This window comes from Paraburkholderia terricola (assembly GCF_003330825.1).
Lineage (GTDB): Bacteria > Pseudomonadota > Gammaproteobacteria > Burkholderiales > Burkholderiaceae > Paraburkholderia > Paraburkholderia terricola.
Genome location: NZ_CP024941.1, coordinates 2,172,652 through 2,191,552, shown reverse-complemented (window position 1 = coordinate 2,191,552; position 18,901 = coordinate 2,172,652). Strand labels below are relative to the sequence as shown.

At 63.5% G+C, this 18,901-nt stretch carries 14 protein-coding genes; 8 read left to right on the top strand and 6 right to left on the bottom strand.

The features are described from left to right. Nucleotides 1-45 precede the first annotated feature (45 nt). From CUJ90_RS09800 to CUJ90_RS09790, 3 genes are all read left to right on the top strand, one after another. A complete protein-coding gene (locus tag CUJ90_RS09800; protein WP_114162570.1) occupies nucleotides 46-1,470 on the top strand; it encodes an aldehyde dehydrogenase family protein in 1,425 nt (474 codons plus the stop codon). Nucleotides 1,471-1,598: 128 nt separating this feature from the next. After that, entirely contained in the window at nucleotides 1,599-2,789 is a 1,191-nt protein-coding gene (locus CUJ90_RS09795) for an NAD(P)H-dependent flavin oxidoreductase (protein WP_114162569.1), read from the top strand. Nucleotides 2,790-2,859: 70 nt separating this feature from the next. Then, entirely contained in the window at nucleotides 2,860-3,528 is a 669-nt protein-coding gene (locus tag CUJ90_RS09790; RefSeq protein WP_114162568.1) for an OmpW/AlkL family protein, read from the top strand. A 28-nt stretch (nucleotides 3,529-3,556) separates the two neighbouring features. On the opposite strand, the gene CUJ90_RS09785 is transcribed toward CUJ90_RS09790, so the two are convergent. From CUJ90_RS09785 to CUJ90_RS09775, 3 genes are all read right to left on the bottom strand, one after another. Then, entirely contained in the window at nucleotides 3,557-3,760 is a 204-nt protein-coding gene (locus CUJ90_RS09785) for a DUF1289 domain-containing protein (protein WP_073428095.1), read from the bottom strand. A gap of 71 nt (nucleotides 3,761-3,831) precedes the next feature. Next, nucleotides 3,832-5,202, bottom strand: a complete 1,371-nt coding sequence (locus tag CUJ90_RS09780; RefSeq protein ID WP_114162567.1) for a phospholipase A — start codon at nucleotides 5,200-5,202, stop codon at nucleotides 3,832-3,834. A gap of 599 nt (nucleotides 5,203-5,801) precedes the next feature. Continuing rightward, nucleotides 5,802-7,106, bottom strand: coding sequence for an Nramp family divalent metal transporter (locus CUJ90_RS09775; protein ID WP_114162566.1), 1,305 nt, complete (start codon nucleotides 7,104-7,106; stop codon nucleotides 5,802-5,804). 681 nt (nucleotides 7,107-7,787) lie between these two features. Between CUJ90_RS09775 and CUJ90_RS09770 the strand changes: the two genes are divergently transcribed. The 4 genes from CUJ90_RS09770 (at nucleotide 7,788) to CUJ90_RS09755 (ending at nucleotide 11,888) form a co-directional block, all read left to right on the top strand. Then, nucleotides 7,788-8,888, top strand: a complete 1,101-nt coding sequence (locus CUJ90_RS09770) for a polyamine ABC transporter substrate-binding protein (RefSeq protein WP_114162565.1) — start codon at nucleotides 7,788-7,790, stop codon at nucleotides 8,886-8,888. A gap of 92 nt (nucleotides 8,889-8,980) precedes the next feature. Continuing rightward, a complete protein-coding gene (locus tag CUJ90_RS09765) occupies nucleotides 8,981-10,147 on the top strand; it encodes an ABC transporter ATP-binding protein (RefSeq protein WP_167449651.1) in 1,167 nt (388 codons plus the stop codon). Then, complete coding sequence (locus CUJ90_RS09760) at nucleotides 10,144-11,073, top strand: ABC transporter permease subunit (RefSeq protein WP_073428100.1); 930 nt, start codon at nucleotides 10,144-10,146, stop codon at nucleotides 11,071-11,073. Before CUJ90_RS09765 ends, CUJ90_RS09760 begins: the two co-directional genes overlap by 4 nt. Then, nucleotides 11,073-11,888 (top strand): ABC transporter permease subunit, encoded by an 816-nt coding sequence (locus CUJ90_RS09755; protein WP_114162564.1) that lies wholly within the window; start codon nucleotides 11,073-11,075, stop codon nucleotides 11,886-11,888. Before CUJ90_RS09760 ends, CUJ90_RS09755 begins: the two co-directional genes overlap by 1 nt. Before the next feature lie 128 nt (nucleotides 11,889-12,016). On the opposite strand, the gene CUJ90_RS09750 is transcribed toward CUJ90_RS09755, so the two are convergent. Next, nucleotides 12,017-13,213: an IS4 family transposase gene (locus CUJ90_RS09750; RefSeq protein WP_114161999.1), complete on the bottom strand. Its 1,197-nt coding sequence runs from the start codon at nucleotides 13,211-13,213 to the stop codon at nucleotides 12,017-12,019. A gap of 983 nt (nucleotides 13,214-14,196) precedes the next feature. Between CUJ90_RS09750 and CUJ90_RS09745 the strand changes: the two genes are divergently transcribed. Next, nucleotides 14,197-15,327: an IS481 family transposase gene (locus CUJ90_RS09745; protein WP_114161853.1), complete on the top strand. Its 1,131-nt coding sequence runs from the start codon at nucleotides 14,197-14,199 to the stop codon at nucleotides 15,325-15,327. A 180-nt stretch (nucleotides 15,328-15,507) separates the two neighbouring features. On the opposite strand, the gene CUJ90_RS09740 is transcribed toward CUJ90_RS09745, so the two are convergent. Further along, complete coding sequence (locus tag CUJ90_RS09740; RefSeq protein ID WP_114163509.1) at nucleotides 15,508-16,911, bottom strand: methyl-accepting chemotaxis protein; 1,404 nt, start codon at nucleotides 16,909-16,911, stop codon at nucleotides 15,508-15,510. A 477-nt stretch (nucleotides 16,912-17,388) separates the two neighbouring features. Continuing rightward, nucleotides 17,389-18,879, bottom strand: a complete 1,491-nt coding sequence (locus CUJ90_RS09735) for a flavin-containing monooxygenase (protein WP_114162563.1) — start codon at nucleotides 18,877-18,879, stop codon at nucleotides 17,389-17,391. Nucleotides 18,880-18,901: the final 22 nt, after the last annotated feature.

The window sequence follows — 18,901 nt, the reverse complement described above, 5'->3', positions numbered from 1 at the left end:
CTGACTAGAATGGAAAGACCAATCCCGAGCCACGGACGGACCATCATGAAGACCTACGACAAGCTCTATATCGACGGCAAATGGATCGCGCCGTGCGGCACCGGCACGATCGACGTGATCGACTCGGGCACCGAGGAGGTCATGGGCCGCATCCCGGAAGGCATCGAAGCCGATGCGGAAAACGCGATTGCCGCCGCGCGCGTCGCCTTCGACGCCTGGGCCGCGACGCCGCCCGCCGAACGCGGCGACTATCTGCGCAAGATCGCAGCGAACCTGAAGGCGCGCACCGACGAACTGGCCGCGCTGATCGCCGGCGAAGTCGGCATGCCGTTGAAACTCGCGCGCGCGATTCAGGTGGGTAGCCCGATCTACAACTGGGGTGCCTACGCGAAGCTCGCAGCGGAGTTCCAGTTCGAGGAGCGCGTCGGCAATTCGCTGGTGGTGCGCGAGCCGGTCGGCGTGGTGGCGGCGATCACGCCGTGGAACTATCCGCTCAACCAGATCACGCTGAAGGTCGCCGCGGCGCTCGCCGCGGGCTGTACGGTGGTGCTCAAGCCGTCGGAGGTCGCGCCGTTGAATGCGTTCGTGCTCGCCGAGGCGATCCACGAAGCCGGCTTGCCGGCCGGCGTGTTCAATCTGGTGAGCGGTTACGGACCGGTGGTGGGCGAGGTGCTCGCGAGCCATCCGTCGGTCGACATGGTGTCGTTCACCGGTTCGACGCGCGCCGGCAAGCGGGTGTCCGAGCTGGCGTCGGCGACGGTCAAGCGCGTTGCGCTCGAACTCGGCGGCAAATCGGCCTCGGTCATCCTCGACGATGCGAATTTCGCGGCAGCGGTGAAGGGCACCGTCGACGCATGCTTCCTGAACTCCGGGCAAACCTGCTCCGCCCACACGCGCATGCTGGTGCCCGAGGCGCGCTACGACGAAGCGCGCGCGCTCGCGAAGCAGGCCGCCGAGGCGTACGTGGCCGGCGATCCGCGCAACGAGACGACCCGGCTCGGACCGTTGGCTTCGGCGCTCCAGCAGTCGCGTGTGCAGCAATACATCGCGAAGGGCGTCGAGGAGGGCGCTGAACTCGTGACCGGCGGGACGGGTCTGCCGGATGGTTTATCCAGAGGCTTTTTCGTGAAGCCGACGGTATTCGGCCGCGTGCATCCGAAGGCGACGATCGCGCAAGAGGAAATCTTCGGCCCGGTGCTCTCGATCCTCACGTACAAGGACGAGGAAGAAGCCGTGCGAATCGCCAATGATTCACCCTATGGACTCGGCGGCGCGGTATGGGCCGGCAGCGACGAGCGCGCGGCCGGCGTCGCGCGGCGCATTCGCACAGGCCAGGTCGACATCAACGGCGGAGCGTGGAATATGGCCGCGCCGTTCGGCGGTTTCAAGCAGTCGGGGTTTGGGCGCGAGAACGGCGTCTATGGACTCGACGAATACCTCGAGTTCAAATCCATGCAATTCAAGCTGTGATCCGCATGACCGGCGTCAACTAGGCATCACAAGCGCTGAAGTCGCGAACAGGCTCGTTGATCCAGCGCAACGCAAGCCGCACCCGGCGGTCGATTATCTGCGTTTCGATAGTCACCGCTCGGGGCGCCATGCTCACTTCTCATTCCTTTCCACCGCTCGTCATCCGCGGCCGCTCGTTACTGCCTATCGTGCAGGGCGGCATGGGCGTCGGTATCTCCGCCCATCGCCTTGCCGGCAGCGTTGCCCGCGAGGGCGCGCTCGGCACCATCGCCAGCATCGACTTGCGCCATCACCATCCCGACTTGCTCGAACGCTGCGCTCAGTCGCCGGACCGAGCGACTCTGGAGCAGGCGAATCTGACCGCGCTGGCCCGCGAGATTCATGCCGCGAAGGCACTCAGCGAAGGCCGCGGCATGATCGCCGTGAACGTGATGAAGGCAGTCAGCGCGCAAGCGGACTACGTGCGCGTCGCGTGCGAGAGCGGCGCGCACGCGATCGTCATGGGCGCGGGTCTGCCGCTCGATTTGCCGGATATGACCCAGGGCCACGACATCGCGCTGATTCCGATTCTCTCGGATAGCCGTGGCGTCGCGCTCGTGCTGAAGAAGTGGATGAAAAAAGGCCGCTTGCCCGACGCCGTGGTGATCGAACATCCGGCGCACGCAGGCGGCCATCTCGGCGTCACCCATCTTGCCGACATGCACGATCGACGCTTCGACTTCGCGCGCGTTCTCGAGGAACTCGAGACGGTCTTTACCTCGCTCGGCCTGAAGCGTGACGACGTACCGCTGATCGTCGCGGGCGGCATCAATAGTCATGAAGCGGTGCGCGAACTGCTCGACGCCGGGGCGAACGGCGTGCAACTCGGCACGCCGTTCGCCGTCACAGAGGAAGGCGACGCGCATCCGAACTTCAAGCGCGTGCTGGCCGAAGCCGCGCCCGAGGACATCGTCGAATTCGTCAGCGTGACGGGGCTGCCCGCGCGTGCCGTGAAGACGCCGTGGCTGGTGCGCTATCTGCGCCAGGAAACGAAGATCCGCGAGAAGGTCGGCGCGCTCAAACATGCCTGTCCGACCGCGCTCGAATGCCTGAGCGTGTGCGGCTGGCGCGACGGTATCGAGAAGTTCGGCCACTTCTGCATCGACACGCGGCTCGCCGCGGCATTGCGCGGCGACGTCGCCAACGGCCTGTTCTTCCGCGGCCGCGAGGCTTTGCCGTTCGGCTCGGCCATTCGCAGCGTGCACGATCTGATCGAACTGCTGCTGACCGGCGCAACGCGACCGTCGGTCGCAGGGCGCTGGGCGTTTTTCCTGGGTTGATACCGGTCAACGTAGGGCCTGACGAGAGCTTCGACAATCCCCATATCCACACCAACAAGAGGGGAATCACATGAAGCACTCGTACAGAAACGTTCTCGGGCTGAGGATCAAGGCCGCCGCCGTCGCGGCGAGCCTGTTATGCGCGGGCCTTCTCGCGCCGCAGGCGCAGGCCGCGGGCGACGATCCGATCAGCGGCATTCACGCCGGCGACGTGCTGGTGCGTTTGCGCGCGATCAGCATCATGCCGAACGTGGACACCATGCAATCGCTGTCGGCGCTCAACGTGGGCGTGAACAACGCGATCGTGCCGGAACTGGATCTGACTTACATGATCCGCGACTATCTCGGCGTCGAGCTGATTCTCGCCACGTCGCGCCATCAACTGACGTCGAGCCTCGGCAATCTCGGCGGCGTGAACGTGTTGCCGCCCACGCTGCTGCTGCAATATCACTTCAACCATGCCGGGCGCATTCGCCCCTATGTCGGCGCGGGCATCAACTACACGCTGTTCTATAACAATGGCGCGAACGTGGGCGGCCAGCCGATCTCGGTCACCAATCACAGCTTCGGCCCCGCGTTGCAGGCGGGCGTGGACGTGCAGGTGACCAGGTCGCTGTTCGTCAATGCGGACATCAAGAAGATCTGGATGCATACGGATGCGTCGCTCGGCGGTCAGTCGCTTGGCCGCTTGAGCATCGATCCGGTGATCGTGGGGTTGGGTGTCGGCATGCGGTTCTGAGCGCCGCCGCGAGGAAGAGGGAGAGGGACTACAGCTTGTCGTTCTGAAAGCGCATGGCGGTGCCGTCCTGCTCGATCCGCACCCACACCGCGCGCTTTTCCTCGTCGCTCAGAAACACCCAGTTGGAGACCTCGGTGGCGGTGCGGCCGCAGCCTTTGCACACCTCGTCGAAGAGCGTGGAGCAGACGCCGATGCAGGGGCTGTCGGGTAGGTCATGGAGATTCGAAGCCATCGGAAACCTTGGGGCGAAGAAGCGAAGTTCCGCTATGTTAAACGATGCGGCGCGCGCCCCTTGCCCCGCTTTCAGCGCGCGATGCTGTAGCCGATGCGCGCCATCCAGTGCTGGCGGTTGTTGTAATCCAGCAGATCCTCGCCATAACCGTTGAAATAGCCGACCCACAGATAGCCGCCCCACGCGCTGCCCAGCAGTTTGGCGAGCGGATAGGTGAATTGCGTGTCGATGCTGCCGTACCAGTGCCTGGTGCCCTTGCGCAGGGTGGTCGCGAGTTGCCAGCCGTCCGGGCTGCCGTATTTGACCAACAGGTCGACGTAGCCGCGATAGTCGGCGATGTCGGGGTTGCTGCTCTTGCCGAGGTAGTAATAGATTTTCGGCGAGACGCTCAGATGATTGCCCGTCAGATCGCCGAATTCCCACGTCGGCCGGATAAAAGGCATGTTGATGCTGCGCGAGTCCGCGCCGCCTTTGCCGTTCGATTCGTGGCTCAGCCCCGCGGCGAACCCCATGCGCGTGAACCACGAACTGCGCCAGCCCGTGTCCGGCACGTAGTAGAAGAATTGCGGACTATAAGTCGTATCGCGAAACGGCCGCGAGTCGGCGGACAGGTTCCAGATCGAGGTCTGCGTATAGGCGAAATAGACGTTGTCGAGAAAGGCTTTCGAGCGCAGATCGTCCGGCATCATGAGGCGGTATTTGAAGCTGAATTGCAGCCGCGCGTTCGTATCGCCGTTGTGGCCGGCGGCGATGTACATCGGGTCGTAATAGGAGACGTGGGCGAGCACGCCGCGTCCGGGCGTGGCGAGCGAGTCGCCGGGCGGCGACATCGCGTCGCCGGTCGGGCCGTCGACCGCCGCCGCGGTGGCCGCGGCTTGCGCCGGGGTGCTCGCCTGGCTTTCCGTGCGTTCGGCCTGGGCGATCGCGATCTGTTGCGGCCCGCGGTTGATTGCGACGAGCGCCGGCGAGGCGTCGAAGCCGACCGGATCGATCCGCACTTCGCCGCGCGCCCACTCGGGCCACGGCGCGGAGAAGCGGACCTTGCGGAACTGGCCGGGCCTCAGGCGCAGCGTGTCGGGCACGCCCGCTTCGCGCTGCAAGTCGAGCGGTTGCGGCGATCGTTCGGCGCCGTTCAGTCTCACGCGGATCGTCGGCGGCACGGTGACGGTGAGGGGTTTGGCGTCGTCGGCGGAATAGAGCAGCGTGATCTGCAACGGTTCGTTGGCGGCGGCCACGCGCGCCGGCTGCAGCATGGCGACGGTCGCCCGGGCCTCGCGCGGCGTGACCGCGGTTGCGGCAATGACGACGATGGCGAGGAACGGAAACAGCGGCGCGAAGGGTGACGTGCGGCTTGATGTGCGGCTTGACGTGCGCGCGCTGGCACGGCGAGTTCGAGGTGACTTGAGACGGGCGAGGCGATTGAGCGAAACGGCGAAACGCATGGGCTGTCGTCCAGGGAGCAAGGGCAGCGGGCGAAACGGCGCGGCGGGTGTCGAATCGCGACAGGGCACCGGCACGCCGGAACGCACGCGCGGAAGCGCGAGGGCGCGAACGTGGCACAAAAAGGCAGCGGCGCGATGCGCGGCCGCTGCCGCGAGCTTGAGGCCCTGGCCGGCGGGGCGCGGGCCGAGGGCGGCGTCGCCGATTATGGCGAAATACTCAGGCGATGCTCGCCAATTTACTTCATCCGGAGCCGGGGGCGCGAAAAGGTCGCGTGGGTTGGCTGATGGTCGAGCCTTGGGGCGTGGCTTCGTAGCGCGGCTTCAGAGGCCGGTTTCATAGCGCGGCTTCGTAGCTTGGCTTCACAACCCGACTTCATAGCGCGACTTCTTAGCCGGCTTCATGGCCGGGCTTCGCAACCCGACTTCACAGCCCGACTTCACAGCCGACTTCACAGCCGACTTCACAGCCGACTTCATGGCCCGGCTTCATAGCCTGCTTCACAGCCGACTTCATGGCCCGGCTTCATAGCCTGCTTCACAGCCCTGCTTCAAAGCCAAGCTTTCCAGCCAAGCTTCATCACCCACACCATCAACCCGCTTCATTCTCCGAACGCCAACTGCCACAGCAGCGTGCCGTTGATCACGAGGATCAGCGTGGCGCACAGCCACGCCAGCACGAGCGGCACGCCGCGCACGCGCCAGTCGCCCATCAGCCCGGCGTTCGACGTGTAGCGGATCAGCGGCACCACCGCGAGCGGCAACTGCAGGCTCAGCACCACCTGGCTTGCCACCAGCAATTGATTCGACCCGTGCTGGCCGAACAGCGCGACCGCGAAGAGCGCCGGTCCGATCGCCAGCGCGCGGGTGAGCAGCGCGCGCTTCCAGCGCGGCAGGCGGATGCGCAAAAAGCCTTCCATCACCGCCTGACCGGCCAAGGTGCCGGTGACGGTCGCGCTCAAGCCGCACGCGAGCAGCGCCGCCGCGAACAGGATGCTGGCCCAGGGCGTGCCGACCAGCGGCGCGATCAGCCGGTGGGCGTCGGCGAGATCGGTGATGTCGCGATGGCCGTTCGCATGGAACACCGCAGCCGACACGATCAGCAGCGCGGCGTTGATCACGAAGGCAAACGAAAGGGAAGCGAAGGTATCGATATTGACGACGTGCAACGCGGCCTTGATCTCGGCGTCGCTGCCGCCCGGTGCGTGCTGCTTGACGAGCGCGGAGTGCAGATAGAGGTTGTGCGGCATCACCGTCGCGCCGACGATGCCCGCCGCCAGCCACACCATGCCCGCATTGCGCAGCAACTCGGCGCTCGGCACCGTGCCGGCCAGCGCGGCGTGCCAGTCGGGATCGGCCAGCGCCAGTTCCACCACGAAACACAGGCCGACGAAACCGATCAGCGTCGCGATCACCGCTTCGAGCTTGCGGCCGCCTTTCTGCTGGAGTGCGAGGAGCGCGAACGTGCAGACCGCCGACATCAGCATCCCGACCGTCAGCGAGACGCCCAGCAGCAATTGCAACGCGACGGCGCTGCCGACCACCTCCGCGACGTCGCACGCGATGATCGCGACCTCGCTCGTCAGCCACAGGAACAGCGTGCCGCGCCGGCCGGTCCGCTCGCGGCAGACCTGCGCGAGATCGCGCCCGGTCACGACGCCGAGGCGCGACGACAGCCATTGCAGCAGCATCGCCATCAGGCTCGACAGCAGCACCATGCCGAGCAGCCGATAGCCGTAGCCCGCACCGGCGCCGAGCGCGGTCGCCCAGTTGCCCGGATCGACATAGCCGACCGCGATCAGCGCGCCCGCGCCGACGAACGAAAACCAATGCGCCGGACGTGCCGGCCCGCCATCCGGCAGACGAGGGCGGCGATTGGGGCGCAACGCGAATGGATTGGTGTTCATCGATGCCCTGAGCGTAAAGACTGCATGGCTTCGCAAGCCACGTGCCCGCGGCGGGTCGGGCACGCGGGGGCGGCGAGAGGTCCGGCGCGGCCGCGGGATTGCCGGCGCGTTGTCGTTCGGATCTCTGGCCGCTATTGTGCGCCGACGAACGCGAGGCGGCTCGCGCTTGCCGAGACGCTAGCCGGTTCGCATAAAGATGCACAAACGGCGCGGGAATCGACGCACGAACCGACGCTGGAACGATGTAGGAACGGGGCACGAACCGACGCGGGAACGGCGCACCAACCGACGCACCACGGCGCACAAACCGACGCAGCAACAGGGCACCAACCGACGCGCAAACGGCGCACAACCCGTCTCTCCGCCGCCGCTTCCAACGAGCGCGACGCAAGCCCCGAACGCCGCGACCGAAGCAAGAGAAGGCCGCGACCGAAGCAAGAGAAGGCCGCGCCGCCGCCGTCGATCTTTTTTTCGGGTGGACACGCGCCGATAACCCGCTAAAATTGCGCGCAATTTTCCAGCGCGCGGCTTACGCTGTACCGTTTGCGCGACAGGCGGGCATTTTTTTTGGACCGCGCAATAATTGATGGTAGTTTTCGGATTTTTCAGGGGAGCCGTGTGCGCTGTGCCGCGGCATGGGTGGCGACGGTCGGCTCGCGCCGGCCACGATCGGAGAACGGAATGAAAAGACGGGTAGTGGGGCAAGTGGCGGCGCTGGTCGTGTGCGCGGCGCCGTGGTTGACGGCCGTTGCGAAGGATACGCAGCTGAACGTGTATAACTGGTCCGATTACATTGCCAAGGACACCATTCCGAACTTCACCAAGCAGAGCGGCGTTCAGGTCAAATACGACAACTACGACAGCGACGACACGCTGCAAGCCAAGCTCCTCACCGGCAATTCCGGCTACGACATCGTCGTGCCGACCAGCAATTACGCCGGCAAGCAGATCGCCGCGGGCATCTTTTCACCGCTCGACAAATCGAAGCTGCCGAACCTCAAGTACCTCGACCCCTCGCTGATGGCGCTCGTCGCCGGCGCCGATCCGGGCAACAAGTACACGGTGCCCTGGGCTTACGGCACGACCGGCCTCGGCTACAACGTCACCAAGGTCCAGCAGATTCTCGGCAAGAACGTGCCGCTCGATAACTGGGACGTGCTCTTCAAGCCGGAAAACATCTCGAAGCTGAAGGCCTGCGGCGTGTCCGTGCTCGACGCGCCGGACCAGATGTTCGCCGCCGCGCTGCACTACATCGGCAAGGATCCGATGAGCACGAACCCGGCCGACTACCGCGCCGCGCTCGCGATGTTGAAGAAGATCCGTCCGTACATCACGCAGTTCAACTCGTCGGGCTACATCAACGACCTGGTCGGCGGCGACGTCTGCTTCGCATACGGCTGGTCGGGCGACGTGGTGATCGCGAAGCACCGCGCGGCCGAAGCGAAGAAGGCCTACAAGATCGAGTACTACATTCCGAAGGGCGGCGCCCCGGTGTGGTTCGACGTGATGGCGATTCCCAAGGATGCGAAGAACAAGGAAGCCGCGCACGAGTGGATCAACTACATCGAAACGCCGCAGGTTCACGCCGCGATCACCAACGCCGTCTACTACCCGAGCGCGAACCTCGAGGCGCGCAAGTACGTGGACAAGGACGTGGCGAGCGACCCGGCCGTGTATCCGCCGCCCGACGTCATCAAGACGCTGTTCCTGCTGAAGCCGCTGCCGCCGGAAGTCCAGCGGCTGCAAACGCGGCTGTGGACTGAATTCAAGTCCGGCCGCTGACCCGCGGCTTCCATGAACGGGTAAGCATCATCATGAAGCCCTCGGTGTTCACCGGGGGCTTTGTTCGTCAAACGCCGGAGTAAAGCATTGTGATGAGTAGTGACCAGTCGGGCGCGCTGGCAGGGTCGGCCGCGCCGTCGCCGGGCCTTAACGCGGCTACGGGCGACGCAGCCGATAACTTCGTCCAGATCGTCGATGTCGTGAAGAAGTTCGGCGAGACCGTGGCGGTCAAGGGGGTCAACCTGTCGGTGAAGAAGGGCGAGCTGTTCGCGCTGCTCGGCAGTTCCGGGTGCGGCAAGTCGACCTTGCTGCGGATGCTGGCCGGCCTCGAAAGCGTGACCTCGGGCAAGATCCTGATCGACGGCGAGGATCTCGCGCAATTGCCGCCGTACCGTCGGCCGGTCAACATGATGTTCCAGTCGTACGCGCTGTTTCCGCACATGACCGTGGAGACGAACGTCGCCTTCGGTCTGAAGCAGGAAGGCGTGCCGAAGGCGGAGCTCAAGGATCGCGTGCAGGCCGCGCTCGATCTCGTGCAGATGAGCCGCTTCGCGAAGCGCAAGCCGCATCAGCTTTCCGGCGGTCAACAGCAGCGCGTGGCGCTCGCGCGATCGCTCGTCAAGCGGCCGAAGCTGCTGCTGCTCGACGAGCCGATGTCCGCGCTCGACAAGCAGATCCGTCAGCGCACGCAGATCGAACTGGTCAACATTCTCGACAAGGTGGGCGTGACCTGCATCATGGTCACGCACGATCAGGAAGAGGCGATGACGATGGCGAGCCGCCTCGCCGTGATGAGCGAAGGCGAGATCGTGCAGCTCGGCACGCCGCATGAGGTGTACGAGTATCCGAACAGCCGTTTTTCGGCGGAGTTCATCGGCTCGACCAATCTGTTCGACGGCCATACCGTCGAGGACGAGCCCGATCACGTGTTCATCGAAACGCCCGACCTGTCGTGCCGGCTGTACGTGAATCACGGCATCACCGGTCCGCTCGGCATGCCGGTGACGATCTCGGTGCGGCCCGAGCGCATCGCGCTCACGCGCAAGCCGCCCGAGGGCGCGTACAACTGGGGCAAGGGCGTCGTCACGAATATCGCTTACATGGGCGGCTATTCGCTGTATCACGTGAAGCTCGAAGCCGGCAAAACGGTGATCGCGAACGTGACGAGCCTTGCGTTGACGGAAATCGATCCGCCTACCTGGGGCGACGAAGTGTATGTGCGCTGGAGCGCATCGGCCGGCGTGGTGCTGACGTCATGAAGCGCTCGCTCAATGCCTTCGCAAGCTGGCCGGTGCGCCGCTTCAATCTGACCGGCCGCACCGCGGTGGTGGCCGGCCCGTTCATCTGGCTGCTGCTGTTTTTCCTCGTGCCGTTCCTGCTGGTCGTGAAGATCAGCTTCGCCGATTTGCAGCTTGGCATTCCGCCCTACACGGAGTTGACGAACTTCGCGGAAGGCGCGCTTCGCATCACGCTCGACTTCTCGCATTACGCGTTTCTGCTCACCGACAGCCTCTATTTCGCGACCTATGTGAATTCGGTGGTGGTCGCCGCGATTTCGACGGTGCTGTGTTTGCTGATCGGCTATCCGATGGCGTATTACATCGCGCGCTCGAATCCGGCGAGCCGGAATCTGCTGATGATGGCCGTGATGCTGCCGTTCTGGACGTCGTTTCTGATTCGCGTGTATGCGTGGATCGGCATTCTGAAGAACAACGGCTTGCTGAATAACTTCCTGATGTCGATCGGCGTGATTCATACGCCGATCGAGCTGTATCACACGAATACCGCGGTGTATATCGGCATGGTGTATTCCTACCTGCCGTTTCTCGTCATGCCGCTGTACGCGCATCTGGTGAAGATGGACATGACCTTGCTGGAAGCCGCTTACGACCTCGGCGCGAGGCCGTGGAAAGCGTTCTGGCAGATCACCTTGCCGCTGTCGAAGAACGGCATCATCGCCGGTTGTCTGCTGGTGTTCATTCCGGCGGTGGGTGAGTACGTGATTCCCGAATTGCTCGGCGGCGCGAATACGCTGATGATCGGCCGCGTGATGTGGAATGAGTTCTTCGACAATGCCGATTGGCCGATGGCCTCCGCGGTGACGTGCGCGATGGTGTTGCTGTTATTGGTGCCGATGGCGTTTTTCCAGTACGCGCAGGCGAAGGCGATGGAGGAAAGGCGCTGATGAAGCCAAACCGGGTTTTGCAGTTCATTGCGTTGGGGCTGGGCTTTCTGTTTCTGTATGTGCCGATCGTGAGTCTGATCGTGTATTCGTTCAACGAATCGCAACTCGTGACGGTCTGGACGCGCTTTTCCACGCGCTGGTATGCGGCGTTGCTGCAGGATGAAGAACTGATCGCGGCGGCGTGGCTGTCGTTGCGGGTGGCGCTGCTGACGGCGTTTGCGTCGGTGATCATCGGCACGTGGGCGGGCTTCGTGCTGGCGCGAATGGGACGGTTCCGCGGTTTTACGCTGTACACGGGGATGATCAATGCGCCGCTGGTGATTCCCGAGGTGATTCAGGGGATTTCGCTGCTGCTGCTGTTCATCGAAATGGCGAAGTGGTTCGGGTGGCCGGCGGGGCGTGGCATCTTCACGATCTGGATCGGGCATGTGATGCTGTGCATTTCGTATGTGGCGATCATCGTGCAGTCGCGTGTGAGGGAGTTGCATCCTTCTCTCGAAGAGGCCGCGCTGGATCTCGGGGCGACGCCGCTGCGGGTGTTTTTCTCCATTACGTTGCCGCTGATTTCGCAGGCGCTTGTTTCGGGGTGGTTGTTGTCGTTTACCTTATCGATCGATGATCTGGTTTTGTCGGCATTCCTGTCCGGGCCTGGGTCGACTACGCTGCCGCTGGTGGTTTTTTCTCGCGTTCGGCTGGGGTTGAATCCTGAGATGAATGCGCTGGCTACTTTGTTTATTGCTGTGGTTACTGTTGGGGTTGTGGCGGTTAATTATTTTATGCAGCGGGCGGAGAGGAAGAGGGTTGTAGTGGGGTAGCCGGTTTTTTTTTGCCTTTTTCGGCGGTTGGTTGGGTTGCTTGTGGTGGTGGGCTTTCCTTGCTTTGTTAGTGGTCTATTGGCGTTGCCCCTGTGCGGGGCAATGCTCTCAACTTAAGCCCCGCTGCATCAAGCGAGTTTGTACGCGAGATGGAAGTGGGGCTTGGCTTTTCTGGGTGGTCTTGGATAGGAGCGTGAGGGCTGTATCCGGCATCGGGTCTGGTGGATCATTTCCAGCACACCGGCGAGGCCGTCCAGACAGCGCTGGATGCGCAGAAGACACGCGCCGAGGATGGGCTTGAGTGCGCCCAGTGCATACACCCGGTTAGGACGGCTGGCATGTCTGTCGTCGTGCGGCGCATCGAGATCGCTGAGCAGTGTGCACAGGTTGTCGGCGAGGATTTTTGCGCCGAAGTCCTGCTGTAACGCCAGGTAATCGAGGCCTGTGACGGCTTCCAGCCGCAGCCGGTGCTTGAGTCGTTTGAATGCTTCCTCGACCCGCCAGCGCTGGTGATAGAGCGCGCCGAACGATGCCGCCGGATAACGCCCGCCATCGAGCAGCGAGGTCATCAGCACACGCACGCGACCGCCCGGCGTGACGTCGCGGATCAGGCGCACAGTCGTGGGCGTACGCGCCAGTTCATAGGCGCGGGCATCCGGTTCGCTGGGCGCTTCCAGTGTCACCACATGCTCGGCTTTACCGCTGCGGGTAAAGGCGCTGACGCATTTCCAGTTACGCGCATCGACGCGCATGCAGAACGGGATTTCGCGCTGTGCGAGCGCCGCCACCATCGCGTTGCCGATATAGCCGCGATCGAGCAGCAGCAGGTCGGTATGCGGTTGCAGTACATCGAGGGCTTCGAACAGCATCTGCCGCTCGCCGCCGTCGGCGGGATGAAGTGCAGCGTGCAGGGTCAGTTCGGAACCCGGCAGGAACAGCGCAAACGCGTAGTGATCGGCGCGCAGTTCATGGCCGCGACGCGTGCCCACACGCAGGCGGCTACCGTCAGCGGCGACCAGCCTCAGGCCGTGCCAGCGCATCGAATCGATATGGGGTTGGGCCAGCGAGATCAGGCGGGCGCGGGCCAGTTCGAACAGTTCGGCAGACACTCCCCGTCGCGCCTTGCTGAAGGCCTGTGCGCTGACAGCGCGGGTGCGCCCGCCGCTGCTTCCCAGTGCGCCGAATAGCGCGTCAAGTTCGGCCTGCACACTGGCGCACATGCCGGACATCATCAGCGCGGCCATGCGCGGCAAGGTCAGTGTGCGATTGCGGGTAAAGGCAGTGGGAGAACGACGCACGCGATCGGCGAGCGCCGGATCGAGCAGGAAATCGGAGAACTCAGCCAGAAGCCGCGAGGACGCTGGTATTTGAGTTCATATCGTTGATTTATCAGTGAGTTATGCGATGAAGTTTACAGGGGCAATGCCTCGTTTACAAGCTCTTTGAGGCTTAAGTTGAGAGCATTGCTGTGCGGGGCGGCACCTACTTTTCTTTGCCGGCCGCAAAGAAAAGTAGGCAAAAGAAAGCGGCTCACACCGCTAATTCTTAAGTGGGTCTCCTGGCTTGGAGGGGGCAGTGGTGCATCTGGAATCGGTGCTCTCGCGCATTCCGCACTGGTGACACAGCAGTCATTTTTCCGGCGGCGCTGCGCGCGCCGTCGCGGTGCTTCTTCCCTCCGTTTCGGCGTGTGGGCCAGGCGAAGCCGACGGCTCCCACGGCGGGAGAATTTCCATTGTTTTCCGGGGCAGACCCATTCTCGACGCACGCAGTGCGGGGAGCTAATGACGGCTTGGTCACTTACGCGAAATATGACCAACGGCCGGTCGCATCGATGCACGCAAATGGGAATGTCGCGTTGTTACCGAAATGGGCTTTGCGCAGCAACGAGCGTCCATCGCAGCGGACCATTCCCATGAAGCACCGCGACGGTGCCAGTAATCTGATGGCGCACCGAGGAACGGAGCAACTCGCCCGTTCCGTAAAGCGACGGCTGGCATGCAGCGCAGACGGTTTGAAAAAGTACGGCTCCCGCGAAACCTACCCGCGGTTCAAATGAAGCACTGCGACGGCGCGCGCAGCGCCGCCGGAAGAATGACTGCTGTGTCACCAGCGCGGAATGCGCGAGAGCACGGATTCCAGATGCACCACGATCCCCTCCAAGCCAGGGAACCCACTTAAGAATTAGCGGTGTGAGCCGCTTTCTTTTGCCTACTTTTCTTTGCGGCCGGTGTACAGACCGGAGACATAGCTGACAGGTGTGCGAGGACATGGTTGACACTTCCGGGTACGAAAACGCCCGGTCCCGACCATGCCCTGGAACGCAAGAGACACCATGAGCCTCAGACAGGAATTTGTTCATCTGGCCAGTCAGCGCACGCTCACGGTCACCGAACTGTGCGAGCGCTTTAACATCAGCCGGCAGACCGGCTACAAATGGCTCAGACGTGGCGAGGACGCGCTGGCGGATCAGTCGCGGCGCCCTGCCAGCAGTCCCTCAAAGACCACCGTTGAGATGGAGCAGGAGGTGGTGCGCCTGCGTCAGGCACACCCGCGCTGGGGCGGCCGCAAGATCAGCCGGCGCCTGCGGGATCTGGGCTTTGAAGCGGTGCCGCAGCCCAGCACCGTGACAGCCATCCTGCACCGGCACAATCTGATCCTGCCGGCCGGTTCAGCGATGAGTGAACCCTGGAAGCGCTTTGAGCACGAGCAGCCCAACGTCCTCTGGCAGATGGACTTCAAGGGACACTTCGATACCCTCGAGCAGGGGCGTTGTAGCCCCCTGACGGTGCTCGACGACCATTCGCGCTTCAGCATCCTGCTGCGCGCCTGTGGGCCAACCGATACGGCCACGGTGCAGGCGGGCCTGCGCGAGGCATTCGGCCACTACGGCCTGCCGTTGCGCATCAACACCGATAACGGTTCGCCATGGGGTTCACCGGGCAGCCCGGGGCAGCTCACCGAACTGGCCGTCTGGCTGATCCGGCTGGGGATCCGCATCAGCTACAGCCGGCCTTACCATCCGCAGACCAACGGCAAGGACGAGCGGTTTCACCGCACGCTGAAGGCCGAAGTGCTGAACGAACGGAGCTTCGCCACCCAGCAGCACGTGCAACGCGAACTGGACCGCTGGCGCACCATCTATAACTGCGAGCGCCCGCATGAGGCGATCGGCATGGACACTCCGATGAGCCGTTACCAGCCGAGCCCGCGGGCGTTTCCATCGGTCCTGCGCGAGCCGGAGTACGGCCCGGATGACGTGGTGCTGCGGGTCAAGGCAAATGGCGAGCTACGCTTTGAAGGACGGCGCCTGAAGGTCTCGAAAGCACTTTACCGGCTGCCGGTTGCAGCACGCGCAAAGGACGGCGAAGACGGCGTATTTGAATTCTGGTTTGCCCATCACCGCATCCTCACCCTTGACCTGAGGAGCGAAAACCGCTGACCATAAAGTGTCAACGATGTCCTCGCACGTTCGTCAACCATGTCTCCGGTCTGTACACGGCCGGCAAAGAAAAGTAGGTGCCGCCCCGCACAGGGGCAACGCCAATAGACCACTAACAAAGCAAGGAAAGCCCACCACCACAAGCAACCCAACCAACCGCCGCAAAGGCAAAAAAAAACCTCAAACCCGATACCCAACCCGAACCCCACCCCAATGCCGCCCATCCACAAAAACGGGCGCGGAAGCATCCTTCATCAAAACAAACTCCCCGCCCCCCATATCGCGCCGATAAGTCTGCAACAGAAACTTCTTGGTATGCGACCCAGCAGCAAGACCAGTGCGGTCATTGAACATGCGCCGGTTCCGGCAGTTCGCCATATTCCAGACCACATCGTCGCGCTGCGGCTGTGAAAATTTCAGGTTGTGAGTCGGCAGATAACCACGCACGTCGATAGCGGCACAAAACGCAACACGCGGGTCCAGTTCGAGCAAGGGCTCCTGAATAGCCGGCAAAACCCGGTCGGTAAACGCGGTAAACCGCGTCATGACCTGAGCCGGATTACTCCCCGCAATGGGCACGTAATGCTGATCGAACAGATCCTCGATCGATATCTCGCCGCGCGCGACAGCCGCTTCGAACACCTTGCTCACCTTCGCCGCCGCCTGCTGCACCGCTTCGATGAAACGCGTATCCGCGGTCTCGACGCCCGTTGCGGCGGTCAGTTCGATCAACGTTTCCGACACGCCGAGCAGATTGCCCAGCCGGTCCTTCGCCTGCACGAAGTTCTCGCTCGAATCCTCGACGCCGCTCGCCATTTCGAGTACCTGCGCCTCGAGTCCGTCGCATTGAGTTTCGATCTCGCCGGTCAACGCGGCAATCTGTCCGGCTTCGTTGTTGAGATGCGCGATGGCGTCGCCCGTCGCGTGCACGACCTCGCCGATCTTGCGCGTGCCTTCGCGCACCCGGTGCGCCCGCGCGGTGTTCACCGAACCTTCGCTGATCAACTGCTCGGTCTGCTGCGTGAGTTGCGCCAGCGTCGTCTCGATCTGACCGGTTGCCTGCGCGGTTTTCGCCGACAGGTTCTTCACCTCGGCGGCCACCACCGCGAAACTCTTGCCGGACTCGCCCGCGCGCGCAGCTTCGATCGCGGCGTTCAGCGCCAGCAGATGAGTTTGGCGCGCGATCAGAGAAATCTCCTCGGAGACGCGGCTCACATGCGCGAGAGCGCTGCGCAGCGCGCCGATCTGGCTTTCGATCACCGTCACGCCTTCAACCAGCCCGTGGATATCGGCCAGCGACGCCTCCAGCGTCTGCTGCGACTCCTGCACGCCGGTGGCGGCTTCGGTGGATACGTTGCGCATTTCGCGCGCGGCCGCGGCGATGCGATGGTTGCCCGCGAGCGTCTGCGCAGCGGACTCGCGCAGCGCGCGGCACACCTGCGCCTGGTGCTGCACGCGCGCGGCCACTTCCTCGACGTGCCCCGATACGTCGCAGATTTCAATGCCCAGTTTGCCGGCTTGCGCGGCAATATCGCCGACGACCGATTGCGAACGGGCGGCCCGGCGAAAGCTGAAGCGCGTCATGTACGTCTCCTTGATGGCGCGGTTGGCGCAGTCGATTGGCGTGCGCACCCAGCGCGGATGCAGCGCCTTCTCAGTGCGTTTACGGCCCGCTTTCGGAAGACTTGATACGGCCTATCCCGCAGTCGCTATCATGTGCGCTCAAGCGGAACCGCCCGCAACGCATTCTTTCCCTCCCTTTCTTCGCAGGCGAACATGATCGAGTCCTTCGCGCGCGTGTCGGGCTGGCAACAGCTCTATCATCTCTGGCAGTTGATCGTGATGCTCTGCCAGTTTCTCTGGGCGCTGCTGCGCCTGCTCGGGGGCGGTTGAGCGGGCGGGCTAACGCAGGCGAGGGACGTGCGAGATCTCGCGCGGTCATGCGCGCGAACAAACGATTTAAGCGGACTCGGCAACAAAGAGTGGAGCAGGCGGACGCGCGCGGCCGATCAGCTATCAGCGGCCGACAGCATCGCAACTAGCAACTAGCAGGCGCAACATTCAAGGCGCAAAACGATAATCGCGCGTCCGCACGCGCCGCGTGCGCTTGCGAAAGCTGAACGTGAACCCCGGCCACACCGCGGTGACCTTGCCGGTTTTCGTCTGATACCAGCTATGGCAGCCGCTGGCCCACACGGAGTGCTGCATCTCCCGTTGCAGGCGCGCATTGAAATCGCGCTGCACGTCAGGGCGCAAATTCATCGTGCGGGCTTTGCGCCGGCGCAGCACGCGCAGGCAATCGGCGATGTATTGCACTTGCGACTCGATCATGTAGATCATCGAGTTATGGCCGAGCCCCGTATTCGGGCCGACGATCATGAAGAAGTTCGGGAAGTTCGCGATGCTGGTGCCGAGGTAAGCCTCGGGACCGTCGCGCAGCCACATCGCGCCGAGGTCGGCGCCCTCGATGCCGATGACGTCGAACGGCGCACCCACATCGTTGACCTGAAAGCCGGTGCCGCAAATGATCGCATCGGCGCGATGATGCGTGCCGTCATGCGTGACGATGCCGTCCGCGACGATTTCGCGGATGCCGGTCGTCACCACATCGACATTCGGCTGAATAACGGCGCGATAGTAATCGCTCGACAGCAGCACGCGCTTGCAGCCGAGCCGGTAGTTCGGCGTCAGCCTGGCGCGCAACGCCGGGTCCTTCACGCGTCGTTCCAGATAGCTCAGGCCGAATTTCATCGGCAGCTTCATCAACTTTGGATTGACCACGAAGGCGACCGCGCGCGATTCGAGTTGCCAGTAAATCGCGCCGCGCACGAAGCGCTGCGTGAACGGCAGATGCCGGAACAGCCACTGCGCGAGCGGACTGATCGGCTTGTTGGGCTTCGGCATGACCCACGGCGCGGTGCGTTGGAACAATTCGAGCCGTGCGACTCGCGGCTGAATTTGCGGCACGAACTGAATCGCGCTCGCGCCGGTGCCGATCACCGCGACGCGTTTGCCTTCGAGCGGATACGCGTGGTCCCAGCGCGCCGAATGAAACAGCTTGCCTTCGAAGCGTTCGAGTCCGGCGATGTGCGGCAGGGCGGGGCGCGACAGCGGGCCGCTCGCGGCGATCACCACATCGGCCTCGATGCTTTCGAGCGCGCCGTTCGCGTCGATCTCGACTTGCCAGGTCCGACGCACTTCATCGAAGCGCGCCGCGGCCACTCGCGCATTGCAGCGCACGTAATGCGCGACGCCGTACTTGCGCACGCAATGCTTCAGGTACGCGAGAATTTCCGCCTGGTCGCCGAACGCATGCGACCACGCCGGATTCGGCTCGAACGAAAACGAATACAGATGCGACGGCACATCGCAGGCCGCGCCGGGATAGGTGTTGTCGCGCCAGGTGCCGCCGATGTCGCTCGCGGCCTCGTAGATCGTGAACGACGTGATGCCCATCTTCAGCAAACGGATCGCCATGCCGATGCCCGCAAAGCCGCTTCCGACAATGGCAATGCGCGGCGAAGCCGGCGAGGCGGATGAAACAGGTGTCAAGGCGGGTCTCCGGCGAGGCGAA